Below are 16,576 nucleotides of genomic sequence, written 5' to 3' on the forward strand. Positions count from 1 at the left end.
CAGCGCCGCAGCCACGGCGCTGGCGTCGCGTATTCCGGCTTAGTCGATGCGCGCGCCGGAGATCTTGACGGCCTCGGCCCACTTGGCGATTTCCTGCCGCACGAAAGCCTGGAACTGCTCGGGCGTGGAAGGCGTGAATTCGCTGCCGGAGGCGGCGAGCTTTTCCTTGGTCTTGGGATCGGCCATGACTTCGCGCATGTCCGCCGATATCTTCTCCACCAGAGGCTTGGGCGTGCCCTTGGGGGCGAAAAAGCCCGACCAGGGCGGAGCGGCGTAGCCGGGGAAGCCCTGTTCGGCCACCGTGGGGTAGTCGGGCGCGCTGGCGAAGCGCCCCGCCGTGGTCAGCGCCACGATCTTCAGCTTGCCGCTCTTGGCATAGGCTTGCACGGCGGGCAGGCCGGTGACGCCCACCTGGATCTGGCCGCCCAGCAGGTCGGTCACCATCGGCGCGCTGCCGCGGTAGGGAATGTGGGCAATCTCGAACTTGCCCTGGTTCTTGATCAGCTCCATGCCCAGGTGCGATGCCGTGCCGTTGCCGTCCGATCCGTACGAGTAGTGCGCGTCGGGCTTCTTCAGCAGGGCGATGAGTTCCTGCAGGTTGTTGGCCGGCACGTCGTTGTTGACGATGATGGCATTGGGATACAGCGTGGCCTGCGTGATGGCCTCGAAGTCCTTGACCGGGTCATAGCGCATGTTCTTGTAGAGCGAGGTATTGATGCCGTGCGAACCCGTCACGCCCAGCACCAGGGTGTAGCCGTCGGGCGCCGCGCGCGCTACATATTCCGAGCCGACGTTGCCGCCTGCGCCGGGCTTGTTTTCCACGACCACGGGTTGTCCCCATTTCTTGGACAGGCCTTCGGCCACCAGGCGCGCGGTGATGTCAGTGGCGCCGCCGGCCGGGAAGGGTACGACGATGGTGACCGCGCGGTTGGGGAAGTTGTCCGTACCCTGCGCGAAGACTGGGGCGGCAGCCAGGCCAATGGCGCCGGCAAGCAGCGCCAGCATGCTGCGGCGGAGGGCAGGGCGCGCCGGGCGTCCGTACGTTGCGGAGGTGTTGGTGTGCTTCATGGTTCTAGCCCCTTGCTGTGTGATGTAAGTCTTGTGTGAAGTCGATGGTGGCGGCTGGAGCTATAGCGCGGTGTAGCCGCCGTCCGCGCGTATGTCCGTACCCGTGATGAATGAGGCGGCGTCGCTGATCAGGAAAACTGCTGTCTGTGCGATCTCCTCGGCTGTGCCGAGGCGTCCGGCTGGATATTTGGCCGCCAACGCGGCGCCGGCGGCCTGCGCGCTGCCATAGCGCGCGACCAGCCTGCTGGTCAGGACCGCGCCCGGCGACAGGCTCAAGGCGCGGATGCCGTCGGCCGCGTGATCCACGGCAATGGCGCGCGCCAGCGCGATCAGACCGGCCTTGCTGGCGCCATACGCACCACGGCCCGGCGCGGCCACGCTGCCCAGCTGCGAGGCGATGTTCAACACCACGCCGCTGCCGGCCCGCGCCATGTGGGGGATGGCGCATCTGCTCATCAGCCACGCGCCCGTCAGGTTCACGTCCAGCGCCTGGCGCCATTGCTCCAGCGTAAGGTCCGCGATCTTGTTGCCCGGCGTGACGGTGGCCGCGTTGTTCACCAGGACGTGGATCGCACCCCAGTGCGCAGCCGTTCTTTCCACGGCTTCGCGCGTACTTTGCGCGTCGCTCACGTCGCAGGCGATCGCCAGCATCTGGGTATCAGGTCCAGCGAGGGCCTGGCGGGTTTGCGCGAGCAGTTCCGCATCGCGGTCCAGCAAGGCCACGCGGGCGCCGGCAAGCAGGCATTGCGCCGCGATCGCCTGGCCCAATCCACCGGCTGCGCCGGTCAGGATCACGACCTTGCCATGCAGCGCGGGTGCGTTCGTCTGTGTCATAGCGGCATCGCTCCCAGCGAGGCGCCGCCGCAGACGTAGAGCGTCTGTCCGGTGATGGCGCCTGCCTGCGCGCCCAGGAAGAAGGCAATGGCCGCGGCGACTTCGCCCGCGTCGATCAGGCGGCCCAGCGGCAGTTCAACCTGCGGCGGAGCGCCGCGCCTGGGATCGCGCAGCATGGGCGTGTCGACCGCGCCGGGCGCGACGACGTTGACGGTGATGCCGCGCGCGATGAGTTCGGCGGCCAGACTGCGCGCCAGGCCAATCTGGGCGGATTTGGTCGCCGCATAGGCCAGGCGTTGCGCGCGGCCCAGCACGGCGCGGCTGGACACCAGCACGATGCGGCCGCGGCCGTCAGGCAGTTGCGGCGCCAGCGCACGGACCAGTGCCATCGGCGCGGCGCCGTGCAATTGCCAAAGCCAGTCCGCGTCTTCCGGGCGCGTGTCCAGCGCGCCGCCGGTGCGCACTGCGCCCGCGCAATGCGCCAGCGCTGTCGGGGCGCAGCCGTCCAGCAGCGCGCATAGACCGCGCAAGGCGGCGGCGTCGGTCAGGTCGCACACCAGATGGCGATACTGTCCATGGCCTTTGATGGCCGCCGGCGCGATGTCCACGCCGGTCACCTGCCAGCCGGACGCCAGCAGCAGCTCGGCCAGCGCCAGGCCGATGCCCGACGACGCGCCCGTCAGGACGCAATGCGCCTGCGCATTCCGCTCAGTCATGGCGAAGCGCTCAGTCGGCCAGCGTCGTCAGGCGCTTTTCCATGGCGCGCATCTGCTCGTAGCCCATCAATTGCATGATGTCTTCGATGCCCACCAGCAGGTCGGGACGGTCGGCGGGCTCGCCGCTGGCGATCACGCCCTGCATGACTTGCAACGCCTGGCGCATGCCGTAAATCGCAGCGGCAGGCAGCATGCGCGGCAGGCTGATGCGCTTGACGCCGATTTCCTTCAGGCGCGGCAGCGGAATCAGCGGCGTGGTGGGACGGTTGCGGATGCCGAATCCCATGTTGATGCTGACCGGAATGCCGGCGGCGTCCACCAGGCGCTTGATGTCGTCCTCGGTGCGCACGGCGTCGGGGAACAGCATGTCGGCGCCCGCCTTGGCGTAGGCGCGGGCGCGCTTGACCGCGCCTTCGATGCCTTCGATCGCGAGGGAGTCGGTGCGGGCGATGATGACGAAGTCATCGTCGCGTCGCGCCAGGCAGGCGGCTTCGATCTTCTTGACCATTTCCGCTTCGCTCACCACGTCCTTGCCGGGCATGTGGCCGCAGCGCTTGGGGCTGACCTGGTCTTCGAGGTTGATGCCGGCGACGCCGGCTTCCTCGAACATCTGTACCGTGTGGTAGACGTTCACCGGGTTGCCGTAGCCGGTGTCGGCGTCAGCCGTGAGGGGAATGGAGACGGACCGCGCCAGATGACGGCAGTGGGTGACGTTTTCCGACAGGCCCATCACGCCGATGTCCGCGATGCCCAGCAGGGCGTTCGACACTGCCGCACCGCTGGTGCAGGCGGTCTTGAAGCCCGCGGCCTCGACCAGGCGGATGCTGTATCCATCGTACACGCCAGGGGAGACGATGAAAGGTTCGTTCTTCAGCAATTGCCGGAACTGGTGGCGCGAGTTGTTCATGTCGTACTGCTCCAGAGAGTGTCAGGCAGCGGAGACGGGGTGCCCGGCGATGCCGGACGCCCCTTCCGCCAGATGTTCAAAAAGGTGTTGCGCCGCGCGTTCGATGTGCGAGCGCATGAGCGATTCCGCCAGCTCGGCGTCGCGCGCGCGGATCGCGCGCAGGATCTGCCAGTGTTCGGCGTAGGCGTCGTCCTTGCGCTCCAGCACGGTGCCGGAGTGCCGGCGGTAGACGCGCAGCAGGTGATAGAGGTCGCCGCAAAGGGCGTTGATGATGCGGTTGTTGCCGCTGGCCCGCACGATGCGCTCATGGAAGTCGAAGACCCGCGGCGCTGGGGCGCCGCCATTGGCCGCTTCCAGGCGCCGCTGGCGGTCCTGTTCAAGCTCGGCCAGCAGTTGCGTGATTTCCTCGTCGCTCATGCGGCGAGTGGCCAGATTGCAGGCCACGCCTTCCAGTGCCATGCGCATCTGGAACAGTTCCAGCGCGGATTCCGCCGACAACGTCACCACGCGCGCCTTGATGTAGGGCTCGCGCGTGATCAGCTGGATCCCTTGCAGGCGGCGCACGGCCTCACGCACCGGACCGCGGCTGACGCCGAATTCCTGCGCCAGCGCGACTTCATTGATGACGCTGCCCGGGGCCAACCGGCCTTGGTAGATCGCGTCCAGCACCTGGTCGAACACCACGTCGGCCAGCGGGCCGGAGGCGTCTTCCTTGATGGCGATGGAGGTCGTGGCGGTGTTCATAGTGTTGACAGCCTATCAAAGGAATTTAAAAAGTGTCAACTCTTTTGGAGTTGGCAGGGTCGTGGCGGCGATACCGGATTACAGGCGTCGCCATTGATGTTTCGCCCATTTTACAGAGACTTTTCGGGGTTATCCCTAGCTCTATGGGGGTGGTTCTTGTATCTACACTTTCGATGACGCTATGCAAAACTGTATTTGACGCATCCATCGTCGGTTCAGAGACGACCTATAGTGTTGACACTATTATTTCGTAAGCCGTAAGATGGGCCCAGTTTAGATTTTCTCGATTACCGCTGCCATGATCCAGTCTTTCCCCTGTTGCGGCAGGACGCTGCGCTACGCGCACCTGTCCGCCGCCGCCCGAGCCGCGGGGCGCGACATCCACGCATATCCCTATGTCATCCGCGTGCTGCTTGAGAACCTGCTGCGCCATCGCGCATGGGGCGCCGCCGTGTCCGAGGACGAGATCGGCAGGCTCTGGGATTGGCGCGCGCATGCCGGCGCCGACTTGCCGCTGCATGTCGCGCGGGTGATCCTTCCGGACTCCAGCGGCCTGCCGGTATTGCAGGACCTGGCGGCGCTGCGCGACGCGGTGGCCCAGGCGGGCGGGGACGCGGCGCGGGTGGACACCCGGATTCCGGTGGACCTGATCGTGGACCATTCCCTGCAGGTCGACCATTGGGGCGACGAAGGCGCGGTGCAGCGCAACCTGCGCCGCGAGTTCGAGCGCAACGACGAACGCTACCGGTTCCTGAAATGGGCGCAGCAGGCTTATAAGGGTCTGCGGGTCATCACGCCGGGCATCGGCATCATCCATCAGGTCAACCTGGAGTACCTGGCGCCGGTGGTCATACGCCAGTCACGACCGGACGGCGACTGGGCCTATCCCGATTTCGTCATCGGCGGCGACTCGCACACGCCGATGGTCAACGCCCTGGGCGTGCTGGGCTGGGGCGTGGGCGGCATCGACGCCGAGGCGGCCCTGCTGGGCCACGCCTACACGTTCCCGATCCCGGAGGTCGTGGGGGTGCGGCTGCGCGGCGCCATCGAGGCGCCCGCGCTCACCACCGACGCCGCCCTGCTGATCACGCAGCAATTGCGCGCGGCGGGCGTGGTGGGCTGCATGGTCGAATTCTTCGGCCCTGCGGCGCAGGCGCTAGGCGTGCCGGAACGCGCCACCATCGCCAACATGGCGCCCGAGTACGGCGCCACTTGCGGCTTTTTCCCGATAGACACCCGCACGCTGGACTATGCCCGCATGACGGGGCGCAGCGACGAGCAACTGGCGCTGATCGAAGCCTATGCCCGCGCCAACAGCCTGTGGCGCGATGCCGGCGACGCGGCGCCCGCATATAGCCGGGTGATAGAGATCGACCTGTCGGCGGCGCGTCCCAGCGTGGCGGGTCCGCGACGGCCGCAAGACCGCATGGACGTGGGCGAGGTCGGGGCGGATTTCCGCCGCCGCCTGGGTCAGTCCCTGACGGAAGGCGGGTTCGGCGTGGACGCCGCCGCGCTGGCCGCGCATCCGCCCAGCCGCGCTTCCTTGGGCCATGGCTCCGTGGCGCTGGCGGCCATCACCTCTTGCACCAATACGTCCAATCCTGGCGTGATGCTGGCCGCGGGCCTGGTCGCGAAAAAGGCGCTGGCGTTGGGGCTGACGCCGCCCGCCTGGGTCAAGCGTTCGCTGGCGCCGGGATCGCGCGCCGTCACGCGCTATTTGGAATCCGCCGGCCTCCTGCAGGCCTTGCAGGCGCAGGGATTTCACGTGATCGGCTATGGCTGCACGACTTGCGGCGGCAAGTCCGGCCCCCTGGACGCCGCGGCGGCAGACGCCATCGCCGAGGGCGGCCTGGTGGCCGCGGCGGTGCTGTCCGGCAACCGCAATTTCGAAGGCCGCATTCACAAGCTGCTGCGCGCCAACTACATCGGCTCTCCGGCCATGGTGGTGCTGTATGCGCTGGCCGGCAGGATAGACCTGGACTTCGAACGCGAACCGCTGGGGCTGGGCTCCGATGGCGCGCCGATCTATCTGCGCGACGTCTGGCCCAGCCAGGAAGAGATAGCGGCCCTGTTGCCGCTGGCCGCGGATCCTGCCTTGTTCGCCGAGGTCTATGACCCGGCGAGCCTGGACAGCGCGATCTGGCGCGACCTGCCGGCGCCCTCGGGGCTGCGCTTTCCCTGGGACCCGGAATCGCAATACCTGGTCGAGCCGCCATTCTTCAAGACCGAGCCCGGCCGCGATGCCCTGGCAGACCTGGAAGCCAGCCTGAAGCACGGCCGCGTGCTGGCGGCGTTCGGCGATTCGCTGACGACCGACCACATCTCGCCCAGCGGCGAGATCCCGGCGGATACGCCGGCTGGCGCGTACCTGATCGGCAAGGGCGTGGCGCCGCGCGACTTCAATACCTATGTGGCGCGCCGCTGCAATCACCATGTGATGACCCGCGCCACCTTTGCCAACATCCGCATCAAGAATGCGCTGGTGCCGGATGTGGAGGGCGGGGTGACCCGCCATTTTCCCAGCGGGCAGCGCATGGCGGTGGTCGACGCGGCCGAAGCCTACCGCGCCGAGGGTGTGGCCAGCGTGGTCCTGGGCGGCAAGGACTACGGCATGGGCAGCAGCCGCGACTGGGCCGCCAAGGGTTCGGCGCTGCTGGGCGTGCGCGCCGTGATCGCGGAATCGTTTGAACGCATCCACCGGGCGAATCTGGTGGGCATGGGCGTGTTGCCGCTGGCTTTCGCCCCGGGCGAGGGCTGGCGCCAGTTGGGCCTGACCGGGGCGGAAACCCTGCGTTTCGACAACGTGGCTGACGGTGTGCGCAAGGGCGAGCCCATCACCGTCGTCGCCGAAGACGGCGAGCGCCGCATCGTCTTCCAGGCCTACGCCCAGGTGCTCACTCGCGCCGAACGCAAACTCATGGCAGAGGGCGGCATTCCTGCCAGCGTCCTCAACGGCTTTTTGAACGACACGCAGGCCGCTGACGCGGCCCCTCGCTGAAAACACGCATCTATCGGGAAAACCACATCATGCTGGATCTGCTGCTTACCAATGCCAGACTGTACTTGCCCCAGCAGGGGCTGACCGAAGGCGTACTCGGCGTCATCGACGGTCGCATTGCCATCATCGCCGAGCCAGGCGCGCAGTTCGAGGCCCGCGAGACCATAGATTGCCAAGGGCTTTGGGTATTGCCGGGTCTGATCGATCCGCACGTGCATTTCGGATTCGGCTCGCCCGAGACCGACTTCGAAACCGAGTCGCGCTTCGCTGCCCTCGGCGGCACGACCTCCGTGCTGTCGTTTCATCGCTCGGCGGATATCCGCGAATCCTTCGACAAGGTGCGCGACCGCGCGCTGTCGCAGAGCTGCGTCGATTTCGGCTTCCATTTCGGCATCACCAGCAATCTGCACGTGGAGACGCTGGAGGAAATTTCGCGCCGCTTCAACGTGAATTCCTACAAGCTCTACATGATGTACAAGGGCGCAGCAGGGCTGTCCAAGGGCTTTACCGATATCGACGACGGCCTGCTGTATTCGGCGTTGCGCGCTACCGCCGCGATCCCGGGCGCGATCATGGGCGTGCATTGTGAAAACGTGGAAGTGATTCCCGTCCTGCGGGATCCGCTGCGCGCCGCTGGCCGCGACGACCTGAAGGCCTGGAATGAACAGAGCCCGGACTTCCTGGAAGCGGAGAACGTGCACCGCGTCTGCTACTTCGCATCCAAGACCGGAGCCGCGGTCAACATCGTGCACCTTAGCAGCCGCGAGGCGCTGGACGAGGCGCGGCGCCACCGGCGCACGCCGGACGCGCCGCCGATCTATGTCGAGACCTGCCCGCACTACCTGTTCCTGAACGACGAATCGCCCGCCGGGACTTATGCCAAGGTCAATCCGCCGGTGCGTGGCCAGGCCGACGTGGAGGCCATGTGGGAGGGCGTGCTGGATGGTTCCATTACCACCATCGGCACCGACCACGTGCCGCGCAAGCGTGCCACCAAGGACACCGACATCTGGGCAGCCAGCAACGGCTTTCCCGGCACCGGCTTGATGTTGCCGATCCTGCTGCACGAAGGCTATCACCGCCGCGGCGTGCCGCTGGAAACGTTGATGAAAGTCAGCGCGGAGAACTCTGCCCGCATCTACCGCATGCCTGCCAAGGGCAGCATCGAGATCGGCAAGGATGCCGACCTGGTGTTGGTGGATCCGGATCTGGAGCGCACCGTCGATCCCTCCACGCTCGAATCCAATTCCGACTACTCCCCTTACAAGGGCATGACCCTGAAGGGTTGGCCCGTGCGCACCCTGGTGCGCGGGCGCACCGTGGCGCTGGACGGCCGCATTACCGATGCCGCGCGCAGCAATCCCGGCGGCCGCTATCTCAAGCGTCTTTGAACTGAACCTACTCCTCTTCTGGCAGGCACTACCATGAGCGAAACCAAGCGAATCTGGGACGACTTTCTGACTGAACGCGACAAGCAGGTGCTGGCGCAGGCCGGCTACGGCAAGCGTGGCGGCTTCGGCAAGCGTCCGGCCCTGTTCATCATCGACGTGCAGTACAACTTCTGCGGCGATACGCCCCAGGACATCCTGGAAGGCCTGAAGCAGTACCGCACCCATTGCGGCCGGGAGGCCTGGGACGCGGTGGCGCATATCGTGCCGCTGCTGGAGCTGGCGCGCGACAAGAACATACCGGTCTTCTATACCGAAAGCGGCCGCCGCGCCGACCTTCTGGACAGCGGCGTGCAAGTGGGCAAGAACCATCGCGGCGGCGAGAAGACCGTGCTGGCCAACACCCATGCCACGCAGACCGTGGAGCCGTTGGCCCCGCGGCCGCAGGACATCCGCATCACCAAGCAGAAGCCGTCCTGCTTCTTCGGCACCATCTTCATGAGCCACCTGAACTTCCTGGACGTGGACACGCTGATCCTGGTGGGTTGCACGTCTTCGGGATGCCTGCGCGCCACCACGGTGGACGCCTATTCGTACAACTTCAAGGTCATCATTCCCGAAGAGGCTGCGTTCGACCGCTTCCAGGCCAGCCATGCGATGAGCCTGTTCGACCTGAACTGCAAGTACGCCGATGTGATCCCGTCGCGCGAAGTGCAGGATTACCTGCGCAACCTGCCCGCGCCGGCCGCGGCGGAACAGGCCTGAGCCGCCCATGTCCGCGACCGCCGCCGGACCGTTGCCGGTCTACCTGCTGACGGGTTTCCTGGGCAGCGGCAAGACCACGCTGCTGTCGCGGCTGGTGCGCGGCCCGCGCTTTGCCGATACGGCGGTGGTTATCAACGAGTTCGGCGAGATCGGCCTGGACCACATGCTGGTGGGCAAGGCCGATGACACCGACGTGGTGCTGCTGGATTCCGGCTGCCTGTGCTGCGCAGCCACCAGTTCGCTGCAGGACACGCTGGAGTCGCTCTATTACCGGCGCCAGCGCGGCGAGATTCCCGCGTTCACGCGCGTGGTGGTGGAGACTTCGGGGCTGGCGGATCCTTGCCCGGTCATCAATACGCTGGCGGCGGATCCGCTCATCGCCCGCCACTACCGCTTCGGCGGCGTGGTGGCGACGGCGGACGCGCTGCATGGCCTGTCGACGCTGGACGCCTACCGCGAAGCCAGTACCCAGATCGCCATCGCCGACCGCATCGCGCTGACCAAGGCCGATCTGGCCGATGAGGCTGCGATAGACACGATGCGCGCTGCGCTGCGCGGCTACAACGCCAGTGCGCCCATTCGCGCGGTGTCGCCGGACACCGTGGACGAAGACGCGCCGGCCTTGTTCGACGGCCTGCGCGCCGGGCATCTGGACGTGGCGGCGCTGACGGCGGTGCCGGCCTCGGGGCCGCTGGCGCATGTGCTGCGCTACGGCATCGTGTCCCACTCCTTTACGCAGAGCCGGCCGGTGGGCTGGGAGGACTATGCGCGCTGGACCCGGCACATGCAGCGCCAGGTCGGAGACCGGCTGTTGCGCGCGAAAGGGCTCTTGCGCTGGACGGACGGGACGCTGCGCGCCGTCCATGGCGTGCGGCATGTCTTTTCTGTGCCCGAGCCTGTCGAGGGAGTGGAAGGCTCGCAGCGGGCGGGCGCCATGGTCCTCATCGTGCAGGACATGTCGGCGGAAGAAGTGGACGAGGCGATTCGGCCGCTGGGATTGTGATGCCGCGCCGCTGGCGCGCTGGCGTTCAGGGGCGCGCGCCGTTGCCCAGGTGCAACGCCACCACTTCCGTATCCGCGCCGGCCAGTCCCGGGTACCGTGTCCTGACCAAAGGATCGTGCCCCGGCACGATGTGGTCGGGCGATTCCGCGAACTTCAGCAGGACCTCGTAGCCCGCCAGCATGTCAGCGACGTTGTCGACGATGGGAAACGGTGCGTCCAGGCCCATGTTGTCGTAGTAGTGGCTGGCGTCCGACGCCAACACCATCCAGCCGCGCGCGGTGTGCACGCGCACCGCCTGCAGTCCGCGGGTATGGCCGCCGATGTGCAGCAGTTGCAGGCCCGGTGCGATTTCGTCGTGGCCATGGTAGAACGCCACGCGTTTGTCGTACACGCCCCGTACCACGTCGACCACGTCTTCCACTGCATAGGCGTGGCGCAGCATGTCGAAGCGCATGTTGCAGCCGCAGGCATAGTGCAGCTCGCTTTCCTGCAGATGCAGGCGGGCCTGCGGCAGCTTGCGGATGTTGCCTGCGTGGTCGTAATGCAGATGTGTGACGATGACATCGCGGATGTCCGCGGGCGCGATACCCAGCTTTTCCAATGCTTCAATCGGGCAGCGCAAGAACTCGCGGCCGCGGGCCCGGGCTGCGGCCTCGTTGAAGCCCGTATCCACCAGGTAGACGCGCTGGCCGTCGCGGATGACCCAGACGAAGTAATCCATCGGCATCGGGCCGTCGTGCGGATCCGGGGGCGTGATGAAGTTCTGGCTACGCTGCCGCGCTACCGTGGCGTAGCGCAGGGCGTAGACCTCGTAGTGGGGCAGTGTCATGCGATGGCTCCGGTTGCGCGCAGGCGGTCCAGTTCGGGGCGCAGATATTCCAGCAGGCGTTGCGGGTTCTCCACCATGGGGAAGTGGCCCAGTTCGGGCATGGCCTGAAACCGCGCGCCGGGAATCAGGGCCGCCACCCGCCTGGAATCCTCCGGGCTGGCCGAGTAGTCGTAGGCGCCGGTCAGCAACGATATGCCGAAGGCGTCGGCGTTCAGGCCCGTCAGATGGCGGGCCGCGTCGAAGTCCTCGCTGTAGAACCAGAGGTCATTGGCGTAGACATTGAAACCGCCTTGCGAATAGATCCAGGCTGCGTCGCGCCGGGCTTGCAGCGTGGCGGCGGGGCCCATCAATCCGCGCACGTAGGCGGGGTTGTGCGCGGCCTGGTTGACCTGAGGATGGCACAGCATCGGGGTGCGGCGTCCGGCCGCTTGGTACGGCGCCTCCAGCGCGACGACGCCTGCCACGTCGGCTGGGCTGTGCGCCGCCACCACCAGCGCCATTGCCGCGCCCATCGAGCAACCCAGCAGGGTCGCCGGTCCACCCGCGACCTGGCGAATCACCGCCAGGCAGGTCTGCAGATAGGCATCGCGCGAGAGGCCCGCGTCGATCCATGCCTGGCCGGGCAGCGGCATGCTGCGCCCGTGTCCGGGCATGTCGAAGGCGATCATGCGCCATTGCCGGCGCAGGCCGGGGTCCGCCATCAGCGCGTGGTACTGCCGGGAGTCCGCGCCCGCCGTGTGCAGCATCAGCAGCGCCGGCCCGACCGCCAGTCCGCTGGTTTCATAGTAGATGGAAGTCTGCGCCGCGCCGATATCAATGGTCGCATAGGAGCCGGCAATCGCGCTGCGGTCGAGCAGGTCCGGCGTGGCGTCAAGCTGGCCCCGGAGGATTTCGAAAAGCCGCTCCAGCGGGTGCAGGGCCTGGGCGATGGCCAGCGCATCGCCCGTGACTCGCAGGCCTTGGGCCTGGCGGCGGGCAGCGGTGAAGGAGTGGTAGCCCGGAGGCGGGGTGTCGCTGAGCAGCTTGCGCCAGGTTTCCGGCGGCGCGCTGATGGTGATGCATTGCGACGGTGCGGTGGGCTGGCCGGCCCAGGCGGTTACACGCTCTTGCGCCGCGGCGCCGGCCTGCAGCCAGAGGGCGCAGGGCAGGCCGCGCGCGGCCAGGATGAACTCGCTATCCTGCTGCGCCAGGGCCGCCGCGGCTCTTAGCTTCTGAACGATCGCGTTCACTGTCGGATGTCTCCTGTTGCTGGCGCCTGAGCACGTCGAGCGCGGTGCGTTCGGCGTTGACGATATGGCTTTGTGCGGCGTCTTGCGCGCCTTGCGGATCGCGGGCGTGGATGCGCTCGTAGATCAGGTCGATTTCGGCCATGCTTTCCGGCAGGCGTTCGGGGCGCGCGAACGAGGTGGCGCGCAGCAGATTGATGCGGGATAGCAGGCCGGGCAGCATGTCCTTGACCAGATCGTTGTCGCAGCCGCCCAGCAGCACGTCGTAGAAATCGCGCTTTGCCGCCAGCAACGCCGACTTGTTGCTGCCCTTGGCCTGGCGGTGCAGGGCATCCACGGCCTTGCGCAGGCGCTCGACATCGGCGTCGCTCGCCAGGCGCGCGAATTCATGCGCGGCATAGCCTTCCAGCAGGGCGCGCAGGGCGTAGAGATCGCGGGCGGCCTTTTCGGTGATGCGCATCACGGTAGGACCGCGGTGCGGCTCGATCGTGATCAGGCGTTCGGCTTCCAGCGTGCGCAGCGCTTCGCGCAGGGTGCTGCGGCTGATCCCGAGTTGCTCGCACAGTTCCTGCTCGCGCAGGCGTTCCCCGCCCTTGATCCGTCCGTCCGTGATGGACGCGCGCAGGAATTCCTCCACGCGGGTGCGCAGGGTGCCGGGTTTTTCGAATACCGCGCCGGTCGGGCTGGCCATGGCTGTCTCTCGCTTATGCTGGCGGCGAATCCGTCCGTTGGCGCAGGCTCATGGCCGCGCCGCGGCGAACCGCCGTGTCTACGTAAAGACGCAATATATCCCGTCGGCGCGCCATGGCTACAGTCCGAGGTAGGCCGCCCGCACGCGGCTGTCCTGCAGCAGCGTGCCACTGGGGCCCGACAGCACCAGGGAGCCGGATTGCAGCACGTAGGCGTATTCCGCCACCGACAGCGCCAGACGTGTGTTCTGCTCCACCAGCAGGATGGTCAGGCCGCTGCGGTGGATGTCGATCATGGCCTGGTGCATCTCCTCGACGATCTTGGGCGCCAGGCCGTGGCTGGGTTCGTCCAGCAACAGCAGTCGCGGTTCCAGCATCAGCGCGCGGCCGAATGCCACCATCTGTTGTTCGCCGCCGGAAAGCGTACCGGCCTGCTGGCGGCGCCGTTCCAGCAAGCGGGGAAACAGCGCGTAGATGCGGTCGCAGCCGCGCTTGACCGCGGCCATGTCCCCGCGTCGGGTGTACGCGCCCAGGTAGAGGTTTTCCTCGACCGTCATTTCCGGAAAGACATGGCGGCCTTCCGGAACGTGGGCGATGCCCAGTTCAGGGATGCGGTGCGGGGGCAGGCGCAGGATCTCTTCCCCGTCGAACCGGATGCTGCCCCCAACCTTGTCCAGAAGGCCGGATATGCAGCGCAGCAGCGTGCTCTTGCCCGCTGTATTGGCGCCGACCACGGCAATGAAACCGCCTTCGGGCACATCCAGCGACACGTCGTGCAGCACCGGGCTGCGGTTGTATGCGGCGGTCAGTCCCTCGATATGCAGGAGGCTCATGCCAGTTCCTCCACCTGTTCCAGCGACTTGCCGAGATAGACCTCGATTACCGTGGGATCGGCCGCGATCTCCGCCGGGCTGCCTTCTGCGATCTTCTGGCCGAACGACAGCACCAGGATGCGATTGCACAGGCGCATGATGGCGCGCATGTGGTGTTCCACCACGATGAAGGTGATGCCCGAGTCGTCGCGCAGGGCACGGATCAGATCCAGCAGCGCGTCCATTTCGGATTCGTTCAGCGCCGCCATCACCTCATCCAGCAGCAAGACCTTGGGATCGGTGCACAGCGCGCGGGCCAGCTCCACCCGCGCCTGTTCGGGAAACGAGAGCTCGCCGGCCGGCTTGCGCGCGATGCCGGCCAGGCCGACGCGCTCGAGGTTGCCCAGCGCCAGCTGGCGCGCGCGGCTTACGTCATGGCGCAGCAGTCCGCCGACCAGCACATTGTCCAGCACCGTCATTTCAGGAAACAGCGCCACGTTCTGGAAGGTCTTGGTCATGCCGAGCGCGGCGATCTGGTGGGGCCGCAGGCCGCTGATGTCGCGGCCCTCCAGTTCGATGCGTCCGCCGTTGCCGCGGTACAACCCGACCAGCAGGTTGAATAGAGTGGTCTTGCCCGCGCCATTGGGGCCGATGAGGCCCAGGATATCGCCGCGCGCCACGTTGAACGACACGTCGTCCACGGCTTTCAGGCCGCCAAAGCGGCGCTGGATGCGGGAAACGTTCAGGATGTCAGGCATGCTGGCCTCGTGTCAGGTTGCGCAGCCGGGTCCACAACGCCGACAGGCCACGCGGCTCGATCAGGATGATGGCGATGAGGATCAGCCCGAAAGCCAGCTGCGACGCGCCCGCCGTATGGCCGGACAGCCAGTCGTTGAACAGTTCCTCCAGCGGGATGATGACTAGCGCGCCGATCAGCGGCCCGGCCACGGTGCCCACGCCGCCGATGATGCAGATCAGCGCCACGCGCACCGAAACGCCGACCAGCGAGAAGACGGTGTCCGGGTCGAAGAAGTAGATGAACTGCGCGTACAGCGTGCCGCAGGCGCCCATCAATGCGGCCGAGATGACGGCGGCGAGAATGCGGGTGCGGGCGGTGTTCACGCCGATCACCTCGGCGGCCTGGGGATTGGCCTTGACCGCGCGCAGCCGGTAGCCCAGGCGCGAACGGCTGATCAGCGCGAACACCGCCGAGGTGATCACCGCGGCCCCCAGCATCAGGTAGTAGTAGGGGATGCTGGACTTGAACTGCATCTGCGCCAAGCCTTCCGAGAACGGGATCGACACGCCCACCGGTCCGCCGGTCACAGAGGCCCAGGTGTTGGCGATGGCGCGCAGCACTTCGCCAAAGGCCAGCGTGGCCAGTGCGAAGTAGTGTCCGCGCAGGCGCATGGTAGGCAGACTGAGCAGGGCGCCCGCAGCCGCGGCCACCGCCATGGCTGCGACAATGCCCAGCCAGGGCGAAATGCCGTAGCGCATGAGCAGCAGGGTCGAGGTGTAGGCACCCAGCCCGAAGAACGCCGCGTGTCCGAGGGAGATCTGGTTCGCCAGCCCTCCCACGATGTTCCAGGACTGGCCCATGGCGGCAAACAGCAGCACCAGCGTCATGACGCGGATGCCGTAGCCCTGATCCTGCATCAGCCATGGCGCGATCAGGGCCGCCGCCAGCGGCAGCGCCCACAGCAGGAGTTGTCGGTTGCTAGTCATCAGCCCGCCCTTTTCAAAAGACCTTCCGGGCGCACGGCCAGCACCAGGATGAAGATGGCGAACAGCGCCAGGTTCTGCAACTGCATGGGCAGCACGAGCGAAGACAGCGACTGGATCACCCCGACCGCCACGCCGCCCACCACCGCGCCTATCACGCTGCCCAGTCCGCCCAGTACCACCGCGGTAAACATCAGCACGCTGAACTGCGCGCCGACCGTGGTCGAGGCCGTGAGGTAGGGCAGGATGATGCCGCCGCCCAGCGCCGTCATGCCCACGCCCAGGCCGAACGCCAGCTGGTGCACCCGGTGGGTCGAAATGCCGGACAGCCTGGCGGCCATGGGGTCCTGAGCGGTAGCGCGCACCGCCATGCCCCACCAGGTTTTCTTGAGCACCCACCACAGCGCCAGGCCGGCCACCGAGGCCACCACGAATGCCAGCAGGTAGGGCGCGCTGAGGAGGATGGGCCCCACGGCCAGCGCAGTCATCTGGTAGGGCGTCTGCACCGAGCGGAACTCGGAGCCGAACAGGATCAGCGCCAGGTTCTCCATGACGATGAGCAGGCCCACCGTCAGGAAGATCTGCGCCACGGCTGGCGCCTTCAGCACCCGGTCGATCAGGTATTTCTGCGTCAGCACGCCGAGCACGAATGCCACCGCGAACGACAGCAGCGACCCCAGCAACGGATCCAGTCCGAGCAGCTTCCAGGCGAAGTACGCCACGAACATGCCCACCATCAGGAATTCGGCCTGGGCGAAGTTGACGATGGAGACGACTCCGAAGACGAGCGTGAGCCCGATGGAGATCACCGCGTAAACCCCGCCCAGCAGAATGCCGTCCACCAGCGCCTGGAGGAATTGCATGACTGTTCTCCG

At 66.9% G+C, this 16,576-nt stretch carries 16 protein-coding genes; 4 read left to right on the forward strand and 12 right to left on the reverse strand.

Going from position 1 to position 16,576, the window contains the following annotated elements; translation table 11 throughout:
• Positions 1 to 39: 39 nt before the first annotated feature.
• Genes DXK93_RS12855 through DXK93_RS12875 form a run of 5 tightly spaced genes read right to left on the reverse strand, consistent with a single transcriptional unit; the run spans position 40 to position 4,269 of the window.
• Positions 40 to 1,068: a tripartite tricarboxylate transporter substrate binding protein gene (locus DXK93_RS12855; protein WP_119450228.1), complete on the reverse strand. Its 1,029-nt coding sequence runs from the start codon at positions 1,066 to 1,068 to the stop codon at positions 40 to 42.
• 60 nt (positions 1,069 to 1,128) lie between these two features.
• On the reverse strand, positions 1,129 to 1,902 hold the full coding sequence (locus tag DXK93_RS12860) for an SDR family NAD(P)-dependent oxidoreductase (RefSeq protein ID WP_119450229.1): 774 nt from the start codon (positions 1,900 to 1,902) through the stop codon (positions 1,129 to 1,131).
• Entirely contained in the window at positions 1,899 to 2,618 is a 720-nt protein-coding gene (locus tag DXK93_RS12865; RefSeq protein ID WP_119450230.1) for an SDR family NAD(P)-dependent oxidoreductase, read from the reverse strand. Before DXK93_RS12865 ends, DXK93_RS12860 begins: the two co-directional genes overlap by 4 nt.
• A gap of 10 nt (positions 2,619 to 2,628) precedes the next feature.
• A complete protein-coding gene (locus DXK93_RS12870) occupies positions 2,629 to 3,525 on the reverse strand; it encodes an oxaloacetate decarboxylase (protein ID WP_119450231.1) in 897 nt (298 codons plus the stop codon).
• A 21-nt stretch (positions 3,526 to 3,546) separates the two neighbouring features.
• Entirely contained in the window at positions 3,547 to 4,269 is a 723-nt protein-coding gene (locus DXK93_RS12875; RefSeq protein ID WP_054457670.1) for a GntR family transcriptional regulator, read from the reverse strand.
• A 298-nt stretch (positions 4,270 to 4,567) separates the two neighbouring features.
• Here DXK93_RS12875 and acnA point away from each other — a divergent pair, with 298 nt between their 5' ends.
• The 4 genes from acnA to DXK93_RS12895 are packed head-to-tail and all read left to right on the forward strand — an operon-like array spanning position 4,568 to position 10,423.
• Positions 4,568 to 7,267 carry an aconitate hydratase AcnA gene (acnA, locus tag DXK93_RS12880; RefSeq protein ID WP_119450232.1) on the forward strand — a complete coding sequence of 900 codons (2,700 nt, stop codon included), beginning with the start codon at positions 4,568 to 4,570 and terminating at the stop codon, positions 7,265 to 7,267.
• 29 nt (positions 7,268 to 7,296) lie between these two features.
• Positions 7,297 to 8,658 (forward strand): dihydroorotase family protein, encoded by a 1,362-nt coding sequence (locus tag DXK93_RS12885; RefSeq protein ID WP_119450233.1) that lies wholly within the window; start codon positions 7,297 to 7,299, stop codon positions 8,656 to 8,658.
• A gap of 33 nt (positions 8,659 to 8,691) precedes the next feature.
• Positions 8,692 to 9,420, forward strand: a complete 729-nt coding sequence (locus DXK93_RS12890; protein WP_054457667.1) for an isochorismatase family protein — start codon at positions 8,692 to 8,694, stop codon at positions 9,418 to 9,420.
• Between the two features lie 7 nt (positions 9,421 to 9,427).
• A complete protein-coding gene (locus tag DXK93_RS12895; protein WP_119450234.1) occupies positions 9,428 to 10,423 on the forward strand; it encodes a GTP-binding protein in 996 nt (331 codons plus the stop codon).
• Positions 10,424 to 10,448: 25 nt separating this feature from the next.
• Here the strand turns inward: DXK93_RS12895 and DXK93_RS12900 are convergent, their stop codons facing one another.
• From DXK93_RS12900 to DXK93_RS12930, 7 genes are all read right to left on the reverse strand, one after another.
• Positions 10,449 to 11,252: an N-acyl homoserine lactonase family protein gene (locus tag DXK93_RS12900; RefSeq protein ID WP_119450235.1), complete on the reverse strand. Its 804-nt coding sequence runs from the start codon at positions 11,250 to 11,252 to the stop codon at positions 10,449 to 10,451.
• A complete protein-coding gene (locus DXK93_RS12905) occupies positions 11,249 to 12,481 on the reverse strand; it encodes an alpha/beta fold hydrolase (RefSeq protein ID WP_119450236.1) in 1,233 nt (410 codons plus the stop codon). Before DXK93_RS12905 ends, DXK93_RS12900 begins: the two co-directional genes overlap by 4 nt.
• A complete protein-coding gene (locus DXK93_RS12910) occupies positions 12,426 to 13,169 on the reverse strand; it encodes a GntR family transcriptional regulator (RefSeq protein WP_119450237.1) in 744 nt (247 codons plus the stop codon). The genes DXK93_RS12905 and DXK93_RS12910 overlap by 56 nt, the downstream gene beginning before the upstream one ends.
• A gap of 117 nt (positions 13,170 to 13,286) precedes the next feature.
• On the reverse strand, positions 13,287 to 14,000 hold the full coding sequence (locus DXK93_RS12915) for an ABC transporter ATP-binding protein (protein ID WP_119450238.1): 714 nt from the start codon (positions 13,998 to 14,000) through the stop codon (positions 13,287 to 13,289).
• Positions 13,997 to 14,737 carry an ABC transporter ATP-binding protein gene (locus DXK93_RS12920; RefSeq protein ID WP_119450239.1) on the reverse strand — a complete coding sequence of 247 codons (741 nt, stop codon included), beginning with the start codon at positions 14,735 to 14,737 and terminating at the stop codon, positions 13,997 to 13,999. The genes DXK93_RS12915 and DXK93_RS12920 overlap by 4 nt, the downstream gene beginning before the upstream one ends.
• Positions 14,730 to 15,704 (reverse strand): branched-chain amino acid ABC transporter permease, encoded by a 975-nt coding sequence (locus tag DXK93_RS12925; protein WP_119450240.1) that lies wholly within the window; start codon positions 15,702 to 15,704, stop codon positions 14,730 to 14,732. The genes DXK93_RS12920 and DXK93_RS12925 overlap by 8 nt, the downstream gene beginning before the upstream one ends.
• Positions 15,704 to 16,564: a branched-chain amino acid ABC transporter permease gene (locus DXK93_RS12930; protein ID WP_119450241.1), complete on the reverse strand. Its 861-nt coding sequence runs from the start codon at positions 16,562 to 16,564 to the stop codon at positions 15,704 to 15,706. The genes DXK93_RS12925 and DXK93_RS12930 overlap by 1 nt, the downstream gene beginning before the upstream one ends.
• Between the last annotated feature and the right edge of the window lie 12 nt (positions 16,565 to 16,576).

Origin of the sequence: Achromobacter sp. K91 (assembly GCF_003576205.1) — a bacterium.
Lineage (GTDB): Bacteria > Pseudomonadota > Gammaproteobacteria > Burkholderiales > Burkholderiaceae_B > Achromobacter > Achromobacter aegrifaciens.